The following is a 17609-nucleotide window of genomic DNA, read 5'->3' on the forward strand; positions in this document are numbered from 1 at the left end:
GAGATGACGGCATCGGGACGACATGACGGCTTTCCGGCCGGTGGTACGGAGGTGAGCCCCGAGCAGCGGATTCCCGAGTGGGGCGACGACCGGGTGCCGGCCCCGGCACCCGACGCCGACCTGCTCGGCATCGATCCCGCCGAGCTGGACGAGGAGGATCTCGTGCGGGAGATGCAGAGTCTGCACCGCACCCGCCTGGACACGCTCCGCCACGCCACCGACTCGGCGCTCGCCAACCACCTGCGGCGCACCGCCGAGTTGGAGACCGAGTACCTCGCGCGACACCCGGGGCGTGAGGTCGACCCGAGCCGGCTGCGGGACGCGTGATGGCGTACGCCGAGCGGGGAGTGTCCGCACCCCCGGAAGTCGTCTTCAACACGGCCACCGATCCCGACCGGATCTCCGCCTGGCTGCCGGAACCGTTGCTCTCGGGTGACCCGGCCCCGGAGGGCGACGCCGGGGAACTGCGGGCCCGCTGGGCGGCGCGCCACACCGACTGGTCGGCCGACCTCACGGTGGAGCCGGTCGACGCCGGTGGTTCCCGGCTCCGGCTCGAACTGGCCGGGGACGGCGAGGACGTCGACCGGCTCGCCGACGAGGTACTGAACAGCCTCGCCCGCGAGGTGGCCGACAACCTGCAGGCCGGCTGAGCCGGTCCGAACCGGCCGCCGAGACGCGGCAGACCGTAGCGTGATTTGAAGAGGAGGCCGGGTGAGCGATCTGAGGCAGAAGGTGGCGCGACTGCGCCAGGCGTACGCGCCGCACGAGCACCGCCCACTCGGTGGCTATCTGGTGGCGATGGGCACGTACGCCGGTGTGACAGGTGCGATCGCCGGCCTGGTGAAGGCGGCCGGTCGGAGCGTGCCCGAGCGACCCGCCACATCGGACGTGGTGCTGCTCGCCGTGGCCACCCACAAGCTCAGCCGGCTGCTGTCCAAGGACGCGGTGACCAGCCCGTTGCGTGCCCCGTTCACCCGGTACGACCGGCCGATCGGCAGCGGCGAGGTGATGGAACAGGTCCGGGACTCGGGCAGCTCCACCCGCCATGCCATCGGAGAGCTGCTCAGCTGCCCGTTCTGCCTGGCCGTATGGGTGGCCACCGGTCTCACCGGAGGGCTGGTGCTCGCTCCGCGACTGACCCGGCTCGTCGCCACGGCGCTGACAGCCGTGGCCGCCTCCGACTTCCTCCAGATGGGCTACGCGATCGCTCAGCAGGCGGCCGAGGGCGGTGGCAAGGAGGAGGACTGACGGACAGCGACGAGAGGCCGGCCCGGTGATCCGGGCCGGCCTCTCGCTCGTCAGGTGGTTCTCCGACCGCCCGGGCAGCGAGCGAGCCGAGTCGGGGGAGGCGGCTCAGCGCTGCATGCCGGACCAGCCGCGGGGCGACTCCGGCTCCCGCTCGTCCTCGTCGGCTCCGGTGATGATGTCCCGGTCGACGGCGGTGCGGTCGTGCTCGTTGGCGAAGTCGGGCTCGGGCAGGGTGTCGGTGCCCTCCGGTGGCTGGCCGAGCGCGGGCGTACCGGAATGCTGATCTTCCTCGCGCTTCGTCATGCTGTTCCTCTCCTCGTCGCCGGCATCGACCGGCCGATCATCCTGCCGAACCGCCAAGCAGGTCGGTCACCTCGTCGACCGCGTACTCACCCTGTGGAAGCGCGTTGAGACGGGACAGCAACTGCGCCGGCAGTTCGGCGGCGACCGCCCGGCGGTAGATGTCCACCTGGCTGATCCGCTCCTGACCGTGATAGAGATCGTCGAGCAGTTCGTCGAGCGGTCGGGTGTCCACCTCCTCGACGTCCACCTCGTCCCCCACCGCGGCAGCCGTGGCCGGCAGGTCGGTGGTGGGTGGATCGAGCGCCGCGGTGTCCACCACAGGCACATCGGCCAGGATGCCGTCGGGCAGCCGCGCCTGCGTCGTGGGCGCCTCGGTCACAGGTACGTCATCGGTCACCCCCGTGACCTACCCGCCCCCGACCCCGCAAAACACCCCCACCCCACCCCCCAACCCCCACCCCGCACCCGCGTTGATCATGAGGTTGGCGGCACCGTGGATCGACTACTGCCGCTAACCTCATGATCAGCACGGCCGTGGGGGTGGGGTGGGTGGGTTAGGCGGGGGTGGGGAGGGTGGTGGTGGCGCGGCGGGTGCGGACGGCGGCGGCCAGGTCGGCGAGTACCTCGTCGGTGGTGTCCCAGCCGATGCAGGCGTCGGTGACCGACTGGCCGTAGGTGAGTTCGCGGGTCGGGTCGAGGTCCTGTCGACCCGGCACCAGGAAGCTCTCCAGCATGATCCCCACGATGCCGCGCTGGCCGGCGGCGATCTGCGCGGCCACGTCGGCGGCCACCACGGGCTGGTTGCGGTGGTCCTTGCCGCTGTTGGCGTGGCTGGCGTCGACCACCAACCGTTCCGGCAGCCCGGCGGCCCGCAGCAGGTCCAGCGCACCGGCCACCGAGGCCGCGTCGTAGTTCGGCCGGCCGCCGCCGCCCCGCAGCACCAGGTGGCCGTCGGCGTTACCCCGGGTGTGCATGATCGCCGGGGTGCCGGAGACGTCGATGCCGGGGAAGACGTGCGGTACGCCGGCTGCCCGGATCGCGTCCACGGCGGTGGCGATGCTGCCGTCGGGGCGGTTCTTCATGCCGATCGGCATGGACAGCCCGGAGGCGAGTTGCCGGTGCACCTGGCTCTCCACGGTGCGCGCCCCGATCGCCCCCCACGCGACGGTGTCCGCGATGTACTGCGGGGTGATCGGGTCGAGGAACTCGCACCCCACCGGCAGGCCGAGACGCAGCACGTCGAGCAGCAGCGCCCGGGCCCGACGCAGGCCCGTGTTGACGTCACCGGAACCGTCGAGCCCCGGATCGTTGATGAGGCCCTTCCAACCCACTGTGGAGCGCGGCTTCTCGAAGTAGACCCGCATCACCACGAGCAGGTCCTCGGCCACCCGCTCGGCCGCCGCCCGCAGCCGGTGCGCGTAGTCGAGGGCGGCGGCGGGGTCGTGGACCGAGCACGGCCCGACCACCACCAGCAGCCGGTCATCGGCCCGGTCGAGCACCTGTCCGACCGCCCGGCGCCCGGACAGCACGGCGCCCGTGAGGGTGTCGTCCAACGGCAACTCGTGCAGCAGCAGGGCCGGGGTGGTCAGCGGTACGACACGGTCGATCCGCTGGTCGATGACCCGGTGGTTCTCCGGGGTCGTCACGGTGGGCATCCTTCCGCCGACCGCACCCGGGGCCGGTGCCCGGGTCGAGCCGGCTGCTCGTACGCGAAAGGGCAGGAACGAAAGCTCCTGCCCGGCCGGCTCGAATTCGGTGACGTCAGATCATGGTGAGGTCACCGGCCGAGCCGGCTGCCTAAACCATCGATACGAGCGCGTCACGGCGGTAAGCGTACCCGACCGTGCCCGAGTGTGCCCGAGCGCTCACCATCTCGTCGACTGGGCATCGTCTTGTGTTCACCGACATCAATGAAACCGCCGGTAATTTCAGCGCCACCGAACACTGCTCATCCGGAGGTCCCGCGATGGATCGTCGTACCGTTCTGCGCGCCACCGTCGCCGGTGGTGCCGCCGCCTTTTCCGGCAGCCCGTGGGCGGGTGCCGCCGCGGCCGCTCCCGCCCAGCCCGGCCCCAGTCCCTACGGCGCACTGCGCAGCGCCGACAGCAACGGCATCCAACTGCCCACCGGATTCACCAGCCGGGTGATCGCCAGGTCCCGTCAGACCGTGGCGGGGACGTCGTACACCTGGCACGACGCGCCCGACGGTGGTGCCTGTTTTGTCGCCGGCACCGGCTGGATCTACGTCTCGAACTCCGAGATCACCCCGGGCGGTGGTGCCTCGGCGGTGCGCTTCAACGCCGACGGCAGCATCGCCTCGGCGTACCGGATCCTCGCCAACACCAACCAGAACTGCGCTGGCGGCGCCACACCGTGGGGCACCTGGCTCTCCTGCGAGGAGGTCAGCCGGGGGTTCGTCTACGAGACGTACCCGCAGGGCGGCACGGCGGCGGTGCAGCGGCCGGCGATGGGACGGTTCAAGCACGAGGCCGCCGCCTGCGACCCGGACCGTCGGGTGATCTACCTGACCGAGGACGAGAGCAACGGCTGCTTTTACCGGTTCCGGCCGAACACCTGGGGCAACCTCTCCGCCGGGACCCTGGAGGTGCTGGTCGCCGGGACCGCCACCAGCGGCCCGGTGACCTGGGCGCGGGTGCCGGACCCGGACGGGTCGCCGACGGTGACCCGCAGCCAGGTCTCCGGCGCCAAGCGGTTCAACGGTGGCGAGGGCTGCTGGTACGACGACGGCACCTGCTGGTTCACCACGAAGGGCGACAACCGGGTGTGGGCGTACGACGCCGTCAACCAGCGCATCGACCTGGCGTACGACGACTCGCTGGTCTCCGGCACCGCACCGCTGACCGGGGTGGACAACATCACCGGCACCGGCTCGGGTGATCTCTACGTGGCCGAGGACGGCGGCAACATGGAGATCAATATCATCACTCCGGCCGGGGTGGTCGCGCCGTTCCTGCGGATAACCGGCCAGTCCTCCTCGGAGATCTGCGGGCCGGCCTTCTCGCCGGACGGCGCCCGGCTCTACTTCTCGTCACAGCGCGGCACCTCCGGCTCCTCCTCCGGCGGCATCACCTACGAGGTGCGTGGCCCGTTCCGCTGACCAGTGGCCTGCGTGCGGAGGAGGCCGGTGGGGTATGAGGAGCGGTATGACTGACGAGCGAAGCGACCAGGAGCGGGTGGAGTCCCGCGCCCACCTGCTACCGGAGGAGGCGGCCGTGGGCAGCGACGACGCGCGGGCCCAGGCCGACGCGATCCTCGCCGAGTCCGATGCCCGGGAGGCCGATCAGAACGCCGCCCCCGACACCGTGCTGGAGCGGCGTACCTCGGATCAGACCGTCAACCCCGTCGAACCGCCGGACTGAGCGCGCACGCCGCGCCCGCGACGGGATCCTCGGTAGGTGTGTCGCCGTAGCCAGGCCAGTGGTCCGGCCAACCGCAGCTCCTCCGGGAGGTTGCCCACCGGATCGAAGGCCAGGGTGGCGTCGTCCCGCGCGCTGAGCTGGTCGCCGATGGTGACCCGCCCGAACGGCCGCCACGGCCCGACGGCGGAGGCGACGGCGAGGACCAGCCCGGGCCTCTCCGTCGCCACCGCGGTGGAGAGGCCGGCCAGGTCATGGCCCAGGTCGGGCGACTCCGGGTCGGCCAGCGCGGCGAACCAGAGCCGCCGCCGACCCGTCCGGTAGGACATGATCGAGCTGTACGTGCCGGTGAACCGGCGTCGGGGCAGCGGCAGGTGTCGCAGCCCCGGCGCTTCGGCGCTGGAACTGACCAGCAGGTCGAACGGCCGTCCGGTCGGCCGGTGGATCCGCACCGCCAGGCCCAGCACGTCGGGCCAGCCACCCGGGGTGGGGCTTCCCTTGGAAAATCTGATCGTGGCCGGGTAACGGCCCGGCCGATCGACCAGCCGGGCACCTGTCGGCGGGCCGGACGTACCCCTGACGAGCACCTCACCGGTGAAGGAGCGCCCGGCCGGGTGCAGCATGCGGGCTCGGCGCAGCCGGGCCAGCGCCCGGGCCGCTCGTTCGGCGATGACTGCGGGCTGCGGCCCGGGGATTGTCGGCATGCCTTTCCGCATACCCAGGGCCGTACCGTCGATGCCAACCCTCCGGCAGGTGCGATGTCACGGGCGGCCGTGGGGCCGGTGCGGCTCGCCGGTGGGGCGTCCCGGGGCCTGCCGGGACGAAAGATCGGATAGCGTCGGTGCCATGCCCGACAGCGGTTACCCCTGGCCGATCTCGACGACCCGACTGGACAACGGCCTGCGCGTGGTGGTCAGCGAGGACCGCACCGCCCCGGCGGTCGCGGTCAACCTCTGGTACGACGTGGGTTCCCGGCACGAGCCGGCCGGCCAGACGGGCTTCGCCCATCTCTTCGAACACCTGATGTTCGAGGGCTCGACGCACGTCGCGAAGACCGAGCACATGAAGCTGGTCCAGGGGGCCGGTGGCTCGCTCAACGCCACCACGAACCCGGATCGCACCAACTACTTCGAGACGGTCCCGGCGGAGCACCTCGAGCTGGCGCTCTGGCTGGAGGCCGACCGGATGGGCGGGCTGGTGCCGGCGCTGACCCAGGAGACGCTGGACAACCAGCGGGACGTGGTCAAGAACGAGCGGCGGCAACGCTACGAGAACGTCCCCTACGGCGACGCCTGGTTGCGGCTGCTGCCGCTGCTCTATCCGCCGGGCCACCCGTACCATCACGCCACCATCGGGTCGATGGCCGACCTGAACGCCGCTGACCTGGCCACCTTCCAGGCGTTCCACCAGACCTACTACGCGCCGAACAACGCCGTGCTCACGGTGGTCGGCGACACCACCGTGGACGAGGTCGTCACATTGGCCGAGAAGTACTTCGGCGGCATCCCGCCCCGGCCGGAGATCCCGCCGGCCCCCGACGGCCGCGTCGTGCCGGCCACCGGAACGCCCGTCGAGGAGACGGTGGTCACCGACGTTCCGGCGCCCCGCGTGTACGTCGCGCACCGCACTTACCCGTTCGGCACCCCCGGATACGACGTGGTGACCGTACTGGCCACCGTGCTCGGCAGCGGTCGAGGCAGCCGGCTCTACCAGCGACTCGCCGACGGCGAACGGATCGCCCAGCCCGATCTGGTCGGGGCGTACGGGGTGGATCTCGCGCACGCCCCGGCACCGCTCATCGCCACCGCTACCGCCCGACCCGGCGTGAGCGGTGAGCGGCTGGCCGCCGGTCTCGCCGAGGTGGTCGACGAACTGGCCACAGTGCCGGTCACCGCCGCCGAACTCGACCGGGCGAAGGCGTTGCTGACCACCGCCTGGTGGCGGCAGATGTCCACGGTGGACGGCCGGGCCGACGCGCTGAGCCGGTACGCCACCCAGTTCGGTGACCCGGGCACGCTCGCCGAGCGGCTACCGGCCTGGCTCGCGGTGACCGCCGAGCAGATCGCCGAGGTGGCGGCCGACACCCTCACCGCCGAAGACCGGGCGACCCTGACCTACCTCCCCGAGGAGAACCAGTGACCGCGAGCAGTGAGCGGCCCTCAGTGACCCTGATCGCTGACCGCCCCGGCCCGGGCGCCGCCCGCCCGTACCGTTTTCCGCAGGTGGTCCGCCGCTCCGTCGCCGGTGGTCAGGTCGTCGCCGCGCACCTGCCGGGGCAGAACCTCGCCGTGGCCATGCTGCTGCTGGACGCCGGGGCCGGCCGTGAACCGGTGGGCCGCGAAGGGCTCGGCGGGGTACTGGCCAAAGCGTTGGAGGAGGGCACCACCCAGCGCGACGCCACCGCGTACGCGCTGGCCATCGAGGCGCTCGGCACCGAGCTGGTGACCGGGTTGGACTGGGACACCTTCCAGGCGAGCGTGCAGGTGCCGGTGGGCCGGCTGGGCGCGGCCGTGGAACTGCTCGCCGAGGCGGTGCGGACCCCGAGGCTGGACCCGGACGACGTGCGGCGGGTCCGCGACGACGAGGTGACCGCGCTGCGGATGGACTGGGCCAACCCGGGGCCACGGGCCGACGCGGCGTTGCGCGCCGACCTGTTCGGCGCCGGAAACCGCTGGGGCCGCCCGATGTACGGCGACCCCGACTCGGTGGCCGGACTGGACGTGGAGGACGTCACCGTCTTCCACTCGGAGTGGTTCATCCGGCCGGGCACCCTGGTCGTCGCCGGTGACCTGGACCGGCTCGACCTGGACGCCCTCGCCGCCACGGCGTTCGCCGGCACCGGCGGCGGGCCGGTGGACCGGGGCGCGCCGATCGACGTGCCGGTGCGTCCCGGGCGGCGGATCATCCTCGTCGACCGGCCCGGATCGGTGCAGTCCACGCTGCGGCTCGGTCATCCCGGACCGCACCGGGCGCACCCGGACCACGTGCCGATCGCGCTCGCCGGCACGGTGCTCGGTGGGGCGTTCACCTCCCGGCTGAACCACCTCATCCGGGAGGTGCGCGGCTACACGTACGGCATCCGGGGCGACTTCGCCTCGTCCCGCCGGTTCGGTCGGTTCGCGGTCAGCTCCGGCGTGCAGACCGCCGTCACCGCGCCGGCGCTTGTCGAGGCGGTCGGGGAGATCGCGCGTACCCAGGCCGGTGGGGTGACCGAGGACGAGTTGGCGGTGGCCCGGTCCTGGCGGGCGGGCCAGCTCTCGGTCGAGCTGCAGAGTCCACGGGCGATCGCCGGAGCGCTCAGCACGCTCGTGGTGCACGACCTGCCGGACGACTACCACGCCCGGCTGCGGGAGGAGTTGCTGGCCGCCGAGGTGGCCCAGGTCTCGGCGGCCGCCGAGACGCACCTGCGCCCGGAGTCGCTGACCCTGGTGGTGGAGGGCGACGCCGCGGTGATCAGGGACGAACTGGTGGCCACCGGTCTCGGTGAGCTGATCGACCACCCGCCGGCGGGTTGATCGACGAGCCCACCGGCCGGGACTGTGACGTCGGTCGCGGCGTCGGCGGTCCGGGCTGAGATGCTGCGGTCGGCAACGGTGGTGCGGCGGTGTTCTTCCGGCGGAACCGGCCGGCGAGGGGCGACTGTCCCGGCCCGGACCAGCTACGCCCTGTCGCTGGGATCCCCGGCGGTGGGAAAGCGTTCCCGGTCCGGGCTGCGGGCTGGGTAGCCTCGCGGGCATGAGGATCGGCATTGTGGGAGCCACCGGCCAGGTCGGTGGCGTGATGCGGCAGGTGCTGGCGGAGCGGAACTTCCCGGCGGAGCAGGTGCGGCTGTTCGCCTCGGCGCGCTCGGCCGGGCGTACGCTCCCGTGGCGCGGCGAGGAGATCACGGTCGAGGACGCGGCCAGCGCGGACTACAGCGGGCTGGACATCGTGCTCTTCTCGGCCGGCAAGGGTTCGGCGAAGGAGCTGGCGCCACGGGTGGCCGCCGCGGGTGCGGTCGTCATCGACAACTCCTCGGCGTTCCGGATGGACCCCCAGGTGCCGTTGGTCGTCGCCGAGGTCAACCCGCACGCCGCCGCCGCCCGACCCAGGGGCATCATCGCCAACCCGAACTGCACCACCATGGCCGCGATGCCGGTGCTGCGTCCGCTGCACGCCGAGGCGGAACTGGTCGCCCTGGTCGTCTCCACCTACCAGGCGGTGTCCGGTGCCGGCCTGGCCGGCGTCGCCGAGCTGGACGAGCAGGTCCGCAAGGTCGCCGAGACCGCCACCGGGCTCACCTTCGACGGTGCCGCGGTGGACTTCCCCGCCCCCCGGTCGTTCGCCCAGCCGATCGCCTTCAACGTGCTCCCGCTCGCCGGCTCGATCGTCGATGACGGGTCGGCGGAGACCGACGAGGAGCAGAAGCTCCGTAACGAGAGCCGCAAGATCCTCGAAATTCCCGACCTGAAGGTCTCCGGCACCTGCGTACGGGTGCCGGTCTTCACCGGTCACTCACTCCAGATCAACGCCCGGTTCGCCCGGCCGATCAGTCCGGAACGGGCGTACGAACTGCTCGCTGGCGCGCCCGGGGTGACGCTGGCGGACGTGCCGACCCCGTTGCGGGCGGCCGGTCAGGATCCGACGTTCGTCGGCCGGATCCGCGCCGACGAGACGGTCGAGCACGGCCTGGCATTGTTCTGCTCCAACGACAACCTTCGCAAGGGCGCGGCGCTCAACGCCGTGCAACTCGCCGAACTGGTCGCCGCCGGAGGCTGAACCGCCGGGGGCCGAACCGCCGTCCGGGTGGCCGACCTGTCACGTTACTGGCGGCGGCGGTCGGGTAGACGCGGGGTTGCCCGACACCGAAGAGGGAGGCGCCATGACAACTGTCGGAGAGTTCATGACGACCCGGTTGGTGACCATGGACGGCGACGCCACGCTCGTCGCGGCGGCCCAGGAGATGCGTGACTCGGCCATCGGTGACGTGGTGGTGACCGACGGCGGCAGCGTGGTCGGCATCGTCACGGACCGGGACATCACGGTCCGCGGCGTGGCGGAGAGCATGAACCCGGACACCACCCGGCTGAACCAGATCACCACCAAGGACGTGGTGACGGTGAGTCAGTACGACGACGCCGTCGCCGCTGCCGACCTGATGCGCACGTACGCCGTGCGACGGTTGCCCGTGGTGGAGGACGGCCGGTTGATCGGCCTGGTGTCCATGGGTGATCTGGCGGTCGAGCGGGAGCCCCAGTCGGTGCTTGCCGACATCAGCGCCGACGACCCCAACAACTGAGCGTTCCGCCGACCGAAGCCGGTTCCCGAGCCGTCGGGAGCCGGCTTCGTGCCGCGCGGAACACCCGTACCCGCCTGGCTAGGGCCACTGCCGGCCAGCCACGCCGACCGCTCACCCCAAGCGGGTGAGGTTGAGCCACCGGGTGTCGGGGACCCCTCCTGCGGGACACCGAGCGACCGGGAGGAGGGCCCGATGGCGGACGCGATCACGCAATTCTTCGAGGATCTCGATCAACGGGGGCATGAGCCCCTGCTGGCGAAGATCTCCGGAGCCCTGCGCTTCGACCTGCACGAGGGGCCGCAGACCACGCACTGGCTGATGCGGATCGACCGGGGAAACATCCAGGTCAGCCGGCAGGACATGGAGGCGGACACGGTGGTCGGCGCCAGCCCCGCACTCTTCGAGGAACTTGTCACCGGCCGGGAGAACGGGCTGGCGGCGTTGCTGCGGGGGGACATGACGGTCACCGGTGACGCCCGACTGGTGGTGCAGGTGGACCGGATATTCCCCGGATCGCCGTACGCCCGGGGACCGCAGCGCTACCGGAAGGGGGTGCAGTGATGGCGCCCAGCCACACCGTACGGATCCTCGACGGCAACAACTTCGTGGTCTGTGAGGCCACCGGGGACATCGAGGCGACACCCACCGAACCGACCGGGCTGTTCTCCATCGACACCCGCTTTCTCTCCAAGTGGGTGCTCACGGTCAACGGCGAGCGCCTGAACGCCCTCTCCTACGACGACCTCCAGTACTACGAGTCTCGCTTCTTCCTGGTGCCCGGGCTGGCCACCCACTACGTCGACGCGAAACTGTCGATCATCCGGGAGCGGGCGGTCGGTGGGAGCTTCCGGGAGCACATCACCATCCTCAACCACGACGAGAAGGCGGTCGACCTGGACATCCGGATGGACGCCGGCTGCGACTTCGCCGACCTGTTCGAGGTCAAGGACGAGATCCTCAACAAGAAGGGTGAGATCTACGCCGAGGCCGAGCCGGACCGGCTGCGCCTGGGCTACCGGCGCGGCAACTTCAAGCGCGAGACGATCATTTCGTCCTCCGCGCCCGCCCGGTACGACCGCAACGGTTTCGCGTACTCCATCCACCTGGAACCGAACGAACAGTGGGACACCGCCATCGACGTGCAGACCCTGGCACTCGGCCCGGGCGGACGGGATCTCCGCTTCGGGTTGCGGGCGCACGGCACCGAGCGGCTCGCCCTGCAACACGACCTGGAGGAGTGGATCGCCAAGGCGCCGAAGGTGAACAGCGAGCACGACAAGCTGGCCGCGACGTACCGCAAGTGCATCGTCGACCTGGCCGCGTTGCGTTTCTCGCCGCTCTCGCTGGGGGGCCAGACCCTTCCTGCCGCCGGTCTGCCCTGGTTCATGACCATGTTCGGCCGGGACAGCATCCTGACCTGTCTGCAGACGCTGCCGTTCACGCCGGAGCTGAGCGCGACCACACTGCGGGTCCTGGCCTCGTTGCAGGGCACCCGGTTCGACGACTTCCGGGAGGAGGACCCCGGCCGGATCCTGCACGAGATGCGGTACGGCGAGAGCGCCGCGTTCGAGGAGCAGCCGCACTCGCCGTACTACGGATCGGTCGACGCCACGCCGCTGTTCGTGGTGCTGCTCGACGAGTACGAGCAGTGGAGCGGCGACGCCGCGCTGGTCAAGGAGCTGGAGCAGGAGTGCCGCCGGGCCTTCAAGTGGATCGACGACTATGCCGACCTGGTCGGCAACGGTTACATCTGGTACGAGCGGCGGAACACCGACACCGGCCTGGAGAACCAGTGCTGGAAGGACTCCTGGGACTCCATCTCCTACCGCGACGGCACCCTGCCACCGTTCCCCCGGGCCACCTGCGAGGTGCAGGGGTACGCGTACGACGCGAAGATGCGCGGGGCGCGTCTGGCCCGCGAGTTCTGGGGTGACCCGGCGTACGCCGATCAGTTGGAGCGGGAGGCGGCGGCCCTCAAGGAACGGTTCAACCGGGACTGGTGGGTGGAGGACGGCGGTTACTACGCGCTCGCCCTGGACCCGGACGGGCGACAGTGCGACGTGCTCAGCTCCAACATCGGCCACCTGCTCTGGAGCGGAATCGTCGACGACGACCGGGCCGAGCAGATCGCCAACCATCTGGTCGGGCCGCGACTGTTCACCGGCTGGGGAGTGCGGACGCTCGCCGAGGGCGAGGTGCGGTACAACCCCATCGGCTACCACAACGGCACCGTCTGGCCGTTCGACACCTCGTTCTGCGCCTGGGGTCTGCGCCGGTACGGGTTCGCCGAGGAGGCCGCCATGATCGCCAACGGCATCCTGGACGCCGCCCGGTACTTCGACGGACGGTTGCCGGAGGCGTTCGGCGGTTACCCGCGCGAGCAGACGAAGTTCCCGGTGGAGTATCCGACGGCGTGCAGCCCGCAGGCATGGTCGACGGGGGCGCCGCTGCTGTTGCTGCGTACCATGCTCGGCCTGGAACCCCACGAGGGGCACCTGGCGGTCGAACCATGCCTGCCCATCGGCATGGGCCGGATCGAGGTGCTGGACATCCCGGGCCGCTGGGGGCAGGTGGACGCCTTCGCGCGCGGCCGGCTCGACCTGCACTCGCTCGCCTGATGATCGACGGCGGCCGGGTTGCCCGAGCGGACGACGGGTGACCCGGCCGGAGCTCCGACAATCGCGGTGACCACCGTCCCTACCGGTGCGTAACCTACTCGGGGTAAAGTTCCGGAATGCCGGAACTCGTGTACCCGCCCGTGATCGCCGCCGCCAAGACGATGTTCCGGGTCCTCGACCTGAAGCTCGCCGTCGAGGGTGACCACCACGTTCCCCGCACCGGTGGAGCGGTTCTGGCCAGCAACCACGTCAGCTACCTGGACTTCATCTTCTGCGGACTGGGCGCGCTCGAGTCCCGGCGACTCGTCCGGTTCATGGCCAAGGACTCGGTGTTCCGGCACCGGGTGTCGGGGCCGCTGATGCGCGGCATGCGGCACATCCCGGTGGACCGGCGTGCCGGCGCCGACTCGTACGCCGCAGCAGTCGCCGCGCTGCGCTCGGGCGAGGTGGTCGGCGTGTTTCCCGAGGCGACGATCAGCCGCTCCTTCACCGTCAAGGATCTCAAGAGCGGGGCCACCCGGATGGCCCGCGAGGCACAGGTGCCGGTGCTGCCGGTGGCGCTCTGGGGCACCCAGCGGCTGTGGACGAAGGGGCGTCCGCGGACGCTCACCCGCCGGCACACGCCGATCACCATCCTGGTCGGCGAGCCGATGGAGCCCACCGCGTATCCGGACCCCACAGCGATGACCGAGGACCTGCGGATTCGGCTGACGGCGCTCGTCGACCAGGCCCAACGGGAGTACCCGGACCAGCCCGCCACGCCCGAGGACAGGTGGTGGCTACCGGCGCACCTCGGCGGCAGTGCGCCGACCCCGCAGGAGGCCCTCGTGCTCGACGCCGACGACAGGCGCTCCGCGACTTCCTGACCAACGACCAGTGGTCGACCCACCCAGTGGGTGACGCGGTGGCCTATCGCTGCCCGGACGCCGCGTCGTACGGCTGCTCGTCGGCGCGCCTCGGCCGGTAGTAGTCGTCGCGCGAGTGGAACTCCACGGGCAGCGCGCCGGGCAGCAGCACCCGCCCGGTGCTGACGCGTGACGCGGTCCGGGCCAGGCGGGCCAGCACGTCCCGCTCCGGCGGAGACAGGTCCACCAGCTCCGGCCGGACCAGCCGGAACGTGGCGATCGCGTGACGGAGCTGCCGGGCGAGTTCGCCGATCCGGTCCGCCGGACCGACCAGGGCGAGCGCCGGCTGCCGGATCGTCCGCAACGCGTCGCAGATCACCAGCAGGGTCGTCGAGTTGCCGTCGGCGGGCAGCAGCTCCAGCCGGGACGGCCACTGCCAGCGGATCTGCCCGCTGACCAGCCCCGGCAGTCGGGCCGAGGCACGGGGCCCCGGCCCCACGAGGGCGAGCTGCGTGCCGCCACCCACATACGCCAGGCGGTGGTCGGTGACGGTGACGGCGACCGGAGCGGGCAGCGCCCAGGCGCGGTAGGCGTCGCTGGGACCGAGCAGGTATCCGGCCACGTCCACCCGGTGGCGATCGAGCACCTGCTCGCCGCACTCCGGCACCAGCTCGTACCGCCGGTCCAGCATCGGGCCGGTGCCGTCGCCCACCGCGTCGAACCGGTGCGGTGCGATGAAGAACGGGGAGACGTCATCGTGCATCGTCGGAACCTCCGGTGCGGACGGCATCTACCCCCGAGCCTCGCCCAGGCAGCCACCGCTGTCATGACGCCCGTTAGGGGGTCGGCTGATCGGTTGACGCACGCGACCGGTAGATACCAATTTCCTCCGGTCGGACGAGTCCGTCCTCAATCGCCCGGGCGAGCAGTGCCGCCTTCGTGGCGGCCGGTCGGCCGGCCCGGGTGTACTTGATCCTCGCCCGGTCGACGTACTGCTTGACGGTGTGCTCGCTGATCCGCATCCGCCGCGCCACCGACGCCTTCGACATCGACTGGAACCACAGCAACAGCGCCTCACGTTCCTGATCGGACAACACCGGCCGGTCCGGGCGCGGATCGCCGACCATCGCGCCGGCCAGCGCCGGTGCGACGTACGGCCGGTCGCTCGCCGCGTCCAGCACGGTGGCCACGCAGTGCTCCCGTCCCTCGTGCTTGGCGAGGAACGCCACCGCCCCGGCGTCCAGCGCGGCCAGCATCGTCGCCGGGTCGGAGTGTTCCGAGTAGACCACCACGCGTCGCCCGGCGGAACTCAGCTCGGCCAGCTTGTCCAACACCAACCGGCCGTGCAGCCGCAGGTCGAGCAGGACCACGTCGGCCTCCGGCGCGGCCCGCAACACCTCGTCCGGATCGTCGCCGGTGGCCAGCACCGTCAACTGCGGCTCGGTGGCGAGCCAGGCGCGCACCCCGTCGATGACCACCGGGTGGTCGTCCACGATCGCCACCCCGACGGGCCGCCCCGGCGTCACCGGTGCCAGCGCGTCTGCGTCCATCTGATCTTCCCGTCCCGTTCGTAGAGGTGCTCTACCTGCCCGTCGACGTCCTCGGCCGGATGCCCGGTGGGGTCCGGCCCCTCCCGGTCGGGTGTGACGAGACTGACCACCACCTCGTCGGGGCGGGAGACCACTGTCAACCGGGCCCAGTCCCGGGCGTCCGCGAGGCCGGCGGTGAGCGGATCCGCCAGGCTCCGGCGAACCCGTACCGGCAACGGTGGCGGTGAACCAATTGTGACCAGGTCGATCGGGAGGCCGTTGCGCTCGGCCAGATCGGCGGCGGCCCGCAGCTCGTGCAGGAGCGGGTGGGGCACGTCGTCGGACTCGGCGATCAGGCGACGCAGCCGGGCGGCGGCCCGTACGCAGCGCCGCTGCACCTCCGGGTCGGCCGGGTCGGCCCGCCCGCCGGCCAACTCGGTAAGCACCTCACTTGCGGCACGACTGACCAGAGTCAACCGCTCGCCCCGCTCGTGCCGGGCCTGTTCGGCGGCTTCCCGCTCGGCCACCATCGCGTTCGTGGTCGCCGCCGTGGCCGCCCGCTGCCGGGACAGCGTGGCGAGCGCCGCCGCACCGGCGAAGACCGCCGCCGGCAGCGACGACGTGCCGTAGAGGGCCATGGTGGCACGGGCCAGGTCGGCGGCACCCGTCGCGCCGTGCAGCACGACGGCGGTCAGCGCGGTGGCCGCGTGGGCGGACAGCAGCGCGAGCAGCTGGTGCACCGGCCGCCCCCAGAGCACCACCAGGAAGAACCAGGCGAGGGTGCCCCAGACCCAGTTGGCCGGGCTGAACAGATGTGCCCTGCCCGCCGAGGCGAAGACCGCAACGTCGACGACCAGCAGCAGCCCGGCCAGCGGCGCGGCCGGCAGCGGCGCGTCGCGGAGCAGCCGGAACCCGGCGATCACACCGAGCACCGCCACCAGCAACCAGCCACCGAGAACCACCTGGGGCACGGCCAGTGCCGGGCCGGCGGTCAGCACCGCCGGCAGCCCGATGGCGAGGTGCCAGACCAGCGCGATGGTGACCGCGACGATCCGGGCCCCCCGGTCGGAGGTGTGGGCCACCGCGGCGGCCGCCCGGACCGCGCCCACCTCGTCCGAGCCGGCTGTGACCCGCGGGGTCGGTACCGAAGCTGGCCGGGTGTGCTGCGGGAGGAGTGTCGTACCCGGTTCAGCCGACATCCGACCACTCCAACCGGATGCGGGTGCCCCGACCGGGCGCGGAGTCGATGTCGGCCCGACCGCCGATGGTCTCCATCCGACCGCGTACCGACTCGCGCAGACCGTATCGGTGGGCCGGCACGGTGGCCGGGTCAAAACCGGGGCCGTCGTCGGTCACGTCGACAGTCAGGGCACCGGCGAACTGCCGCAGTCGCAGCGTCGCCCGCGCGCCGGGTGCATGGTTGGCCACGTTCGCCAGCGCGGCGTGCGCGCTCTCCGCGACGGCCTCCGCGACGGGCGCCGACACCGTGCACGGTGGCAGGTCGGCGGCCACCGGCAGGCCCGGCAACCGAGCGAGCATCGTCCGGAGTCGTTCGTCCAGCCGGGCCGTGGCGTCGTGCGGCACCGAACGCGCCTCCGCCAGGGCGGTGAGCGTACGCAGATCGGCGGCACACCGCTCGCGTAGCGCCGTGGAGGGACCGGCCACCGCCCCCTGCCCGACCATGGTGAGCGTGGCCAGGACGGTGTCGTGCAGGTCGCGGTTCTGCCGCCGTTCCGCCTCGCGGGCGATCCGGGCGACCATGGCGTGACGGGCGGCCCGTTGCGCGGCCACGAATGCGGTGTCGGCCCGGACGATGCGTCGGCGCATCACCGCGGTCATCATCGCGGTGCAGGCGGTCTGGGCCAGCAGGGTGGCCGCGTGGGCCCTCGCCTCGGTCGAGTTTCCGGCCAGGTGCGCGCCCGTCGCGTACGCGGCGGTGACCAGCAGCCCGGCCGGAACCGACCACCGGGCCGGGGCGGTCGCCTGTGCGTTGATCACGGTGGTGCTGGCCAGCACGGCGATCCAGCTGGCCTCACCGGGCAGCACCTCGGGTGCGACCAGTACCGGGATAGCCAGGCACGCGGTGCTGGTGAGCGTCACGTCGACGGCGACGAGCGGCGCGCCGACCCCGTCCCGCCAGGCGCGCAGCGCGTACCAGGCCGACCACCCGGTCAGCACCGCCACAGCCGGTAGCAGCAGCTCCAGACGTACCGGCGGGGTGCGTACGGCCAGGGCGACCGCGAGGCAGAACAGGCCGCAGGAGAGCCGTAGCAGTGCCGGCAACCGGGTGAAGATGAACGCGAATGCGCCGGCGGCTGGATGATCCACCCTGGCGGGTGACGTGATGGGGTCTGGCACGGCCGGCATCGGGAAAGCGTCCTTTGCGACAAACGACCCGATCCGGGTCCGCG

At 71.8% G+C, this 17609-nt stretch carries 20 protein-coding genes; 12 read left to right on the top strand and 8 right to left on the bottom strand.

Translation table 11 applies throughout. From position 1 onward, the window contains the following. Nucleotides 1-3: 3 nt before the first annotated feature. The 3 genes from CLT74_RS27460 (at nt 4) to CLT74_RS27470 (ending at nt 1248) form a co-directional block, all read left to right on the top strand. Nucleotides 4-327, top strand: a complete 324-nt coding sequence (locus tag CLT74_RS27460) for a DUF6158 family protein (protein WP_099850227.1) — start codon at nt 4-6, stop codon at nt 325-327. Beyond that, complete coding sequence (locus CLT74_RS27465) at nt 327-650, top strand: hypothetical protein (protein ID WP_099850229.1); 324 nt, start codon at nt 327-329, stop codon at nt 648-650. The genes CLT74_RS27460 and CLT74_RS27465 overlap by 1 nt, the downstream gene beginning before the upstream one ends. 61 nt (nt 651-711) lie before the next feature. Beyond that, nucleotides 712-1248 (top strand): DUF1360 domain-containing protein, encoded by a 537-nt coding sequence (locus tag CLT74_RS27470; RefSeq protein WP_099850231.1) that lies wholly within the window; start codon nt 712-714, stop codon nt 1246-1248. A 105-nt stretch (nt 1249-1353) separates the two neighbouring features. On the opposite strand, the gene CLT74_RS27475 is transcribed toward CLT74_RS27470, so the two are convergent. From CLT74_RS27475 to CLT74_RS27485, 3 genes are all read right to left on the bottom strand, one after another. Beyond that, nucleotides 1354-1551, bottom strand: coding sequence for a hypothetical protein (locus CLT74_RS27475; protein WP_099850233.1), 198 nt, complete (start codon nt 1549-1551; stop codon nt 1354-1356). A 37-nt stretch (nt 1552-1588) separates the two neighbouring features. Further along, entirely contained in the window at nt 1589-1867 is a 279-nt protein-coding gene (locus tag CLT74_RS27480; protein ID WP_486582770.1) for a hypothetical protein, read from the bottom strand. 238 nt (nt 1868-2105) lie between these two features. Further along, nucleotides 2106-3206 (bottom strand): 3-deoxy-7-phosphoheptulonate synthase, encoded by a 1101-nt coding sequence (locus CLT74_RS27485; protein ID WP_099850236.1) that lies wholly within the window; start codon nt 3204-3206, stop codon nt 2106-2108. A gap of 311 nt (nt 3207-3517) precedes the next feature. On the opposite strand from CLT74_RS27485, the gene CLT74_RS27490 reads away from it, so the two are divergent. After that, nucleotides 3518-4669 carry an alkaline phosphatase PhoX gene (locus tag CLT74_RS27490; protein WP_099853098.1) on the top strand — a complete coding sequence of 384 codons (1152 nt, stop codon included), beginning with the start codon at nt 3518-3520 and terminating at the stop codon, nt 4667-4669. A gap of 46 nt (nt 4670-4715) precedes the next feature. After that, nucleotides 4716-4931, top strand: a complete 216-nt coding sequence (locus CLT74_RS27495; RefSeq protein ID WP_099850238.1) for a hypothetical protein — start codon at nt 4716-4718, stop codon at nt 4929-4931. On the opposite strand, the gene CLT74_RS27500 is transcribed toward CLT74_RS27495, so the two are convergent. Next, nucleotides 4898-5632, bottom strand: a complete 735-nt coding sequence (locus tag CLT74_RS27500) for a phosphodiesterase (RefSeq protein ID WP_099850240.1) — start codon at nt 5630-5632, stop codon at nt 4898-4900. The genes CLT74_RS27495 and CLT74_RS27500 overlap by 34 nt on opposite strands. Before the next feature lie 142 nt (nt 5633-5774). Here CLT74_RS27500 and CLT74_RS27505 point away from each other — a divergent pair, with 142 nt between their 5' ends. From CLT74_RS27505 to CLT74_RS27535, 7 genes are all read left to right on the top strand, one after another. Then, nucleotides 5775-7067, top strand: coding sequence for a M16 family metallopeptidase (locus CLT74_RS27505; protein WP_099850242.1), 1293 nt, complete (start codon nt 5775-5777; stop codon nt 7065-7067). A gap of 23 nt (nt 7068-7090) precedes the next feature. Further along, the gene (locus CLT74_RS27510; protein WP_099850244.1) at nt 7091-8443 is read left to right on the top strand and encodes a M16 family metallopeptidase; all 1353 of its coding nucleotides are present in this window, start codon (nt 7091-7093) and stop codon (nt 8441-8443) included. Nucleotides 8444-8663: 220 nt separating this feature from the next. After that, entirely contained in the window at nt 8664-9686 is a 1023-nt protein-coding gene (locus CLT74_RS27515; protein ID WP_099850246.1) for an aspartate-semialdehyde dehydrogenase, read from the top strand. A 103-nt stretch (nt 9687-9789) separates the two neighbouring features. Continuing rightward, nucleotides 9790-10206 carry a CBS domain-containing protein gene (locus CLT74_RS27520; protein ID WP_099850248.1) on the top strand — a complete coding sequence of 139 codons (417 nt, stop codon included), beginning with the start codon at nt 9790-9792 and terminating at the stop codon, nt 10204-10206. 192 nt (nt 10207-10398) lie between these two features. Continuing rightward, nucleotides 10399-10767, top strand: coding sequence for an SCP2 sterol-binding domain-containing protein (locus CLT74_RS27525; RefSeq protein ID WP_099850250.1), 369 nt, complete (start codon nt 10399-10401; stop codon nt 10765-10767). Beyond that, the gene (locus CLT74_RS27530; RefSeq protein WP_099850252.1) at nt 10767-12824 is read left to right on the top strand and encodes a glycogen debranching N-terminal domain-containing protein; all 2058 of its coding nucleotides are present in this window, start codon (nt 10767-10769) and stop codon (nt 12822-12824) included. The genes CLT74_RS27525 and CLT74_RS27530 overlap by 1 nt, the downstream gene beginning before the upstream one ends. Nucleotides 12825-12940: 116 nt before the next feature. Beyond that, complete coding sequence (locus tag CLT74_RS27535) at nt 12941-13690, top strand: lysophospholipid acyltransferase family protein (protein ID WP_099850254.1); 750 nt, start codon at nt 12941-12943, stop codon at nt 13688-13690. Between the two features lie 43 nt (nt 13691-13733). Here CLT74_RS27535 and CLT74_RS27540 read toward each other — a convergent pair whose 3' ends face one another. The 4 genes from CLT74_RS27540 to CLT74_RS27555 all read right to left on the bottom strand — a co-directional run bounded on the left by CLT74_RS27540 (nt 13734) and on the right by CLT74_RS27555 (nt 17565). Next, the gene (locus CLT74_RS27540) at nt 13734-14432 is read right to left on the bottom strand and encodes a hypothetical protein (protein WP_099853101.1); all 699 of its coding nucleotides are present in this window, start codon (nt 14430-14432) and stop codon (nt 13734-13736) included. 73 nt (nt 14433-14505) lie between these two features. Beyond that, complete coding sequence (locus tag CLT74_RS27545) at nt 14506-15219, bottom strand: response regulator transcription factor (protein WP_099850256.1); 714 nt, start codon at nt 15217-15219, stop codon at nt 14506-14508. Beyond that, a complete protein-coding gene (locus CLT74_RS27550; protein WP_099850258.1) occupies nt 15192-16397 on the bottom strand; it encodes a hypothetical protein in 1206 nt (401 codons plus the stop codon). The genes CLT74_RS27545 and CLT74_RS27550 overlap by 28 nt, the downstream gene beginning before the upstream one ends. After that, on the bottom strand, nt 16387-17565 hold the full coding sequence (locus CLT74_RS27555) for an ATP-binding protein (protein ID WP_099850260.1): 1179 nt from the start codon (nt 17563-17565) through the stop codon (nt 16387-16389). Before CLT74_RS27555 ends, CLT74_RS27550 begins: the two co-directional genes overlap by 11 nt. Nucleotides 17566-17609 lie beyond the last annotated feature (44 nt).

The sequence above is a fragment of the Verrucosispora sp. CNZ293 genome (genome assembly GCF_002754655.1).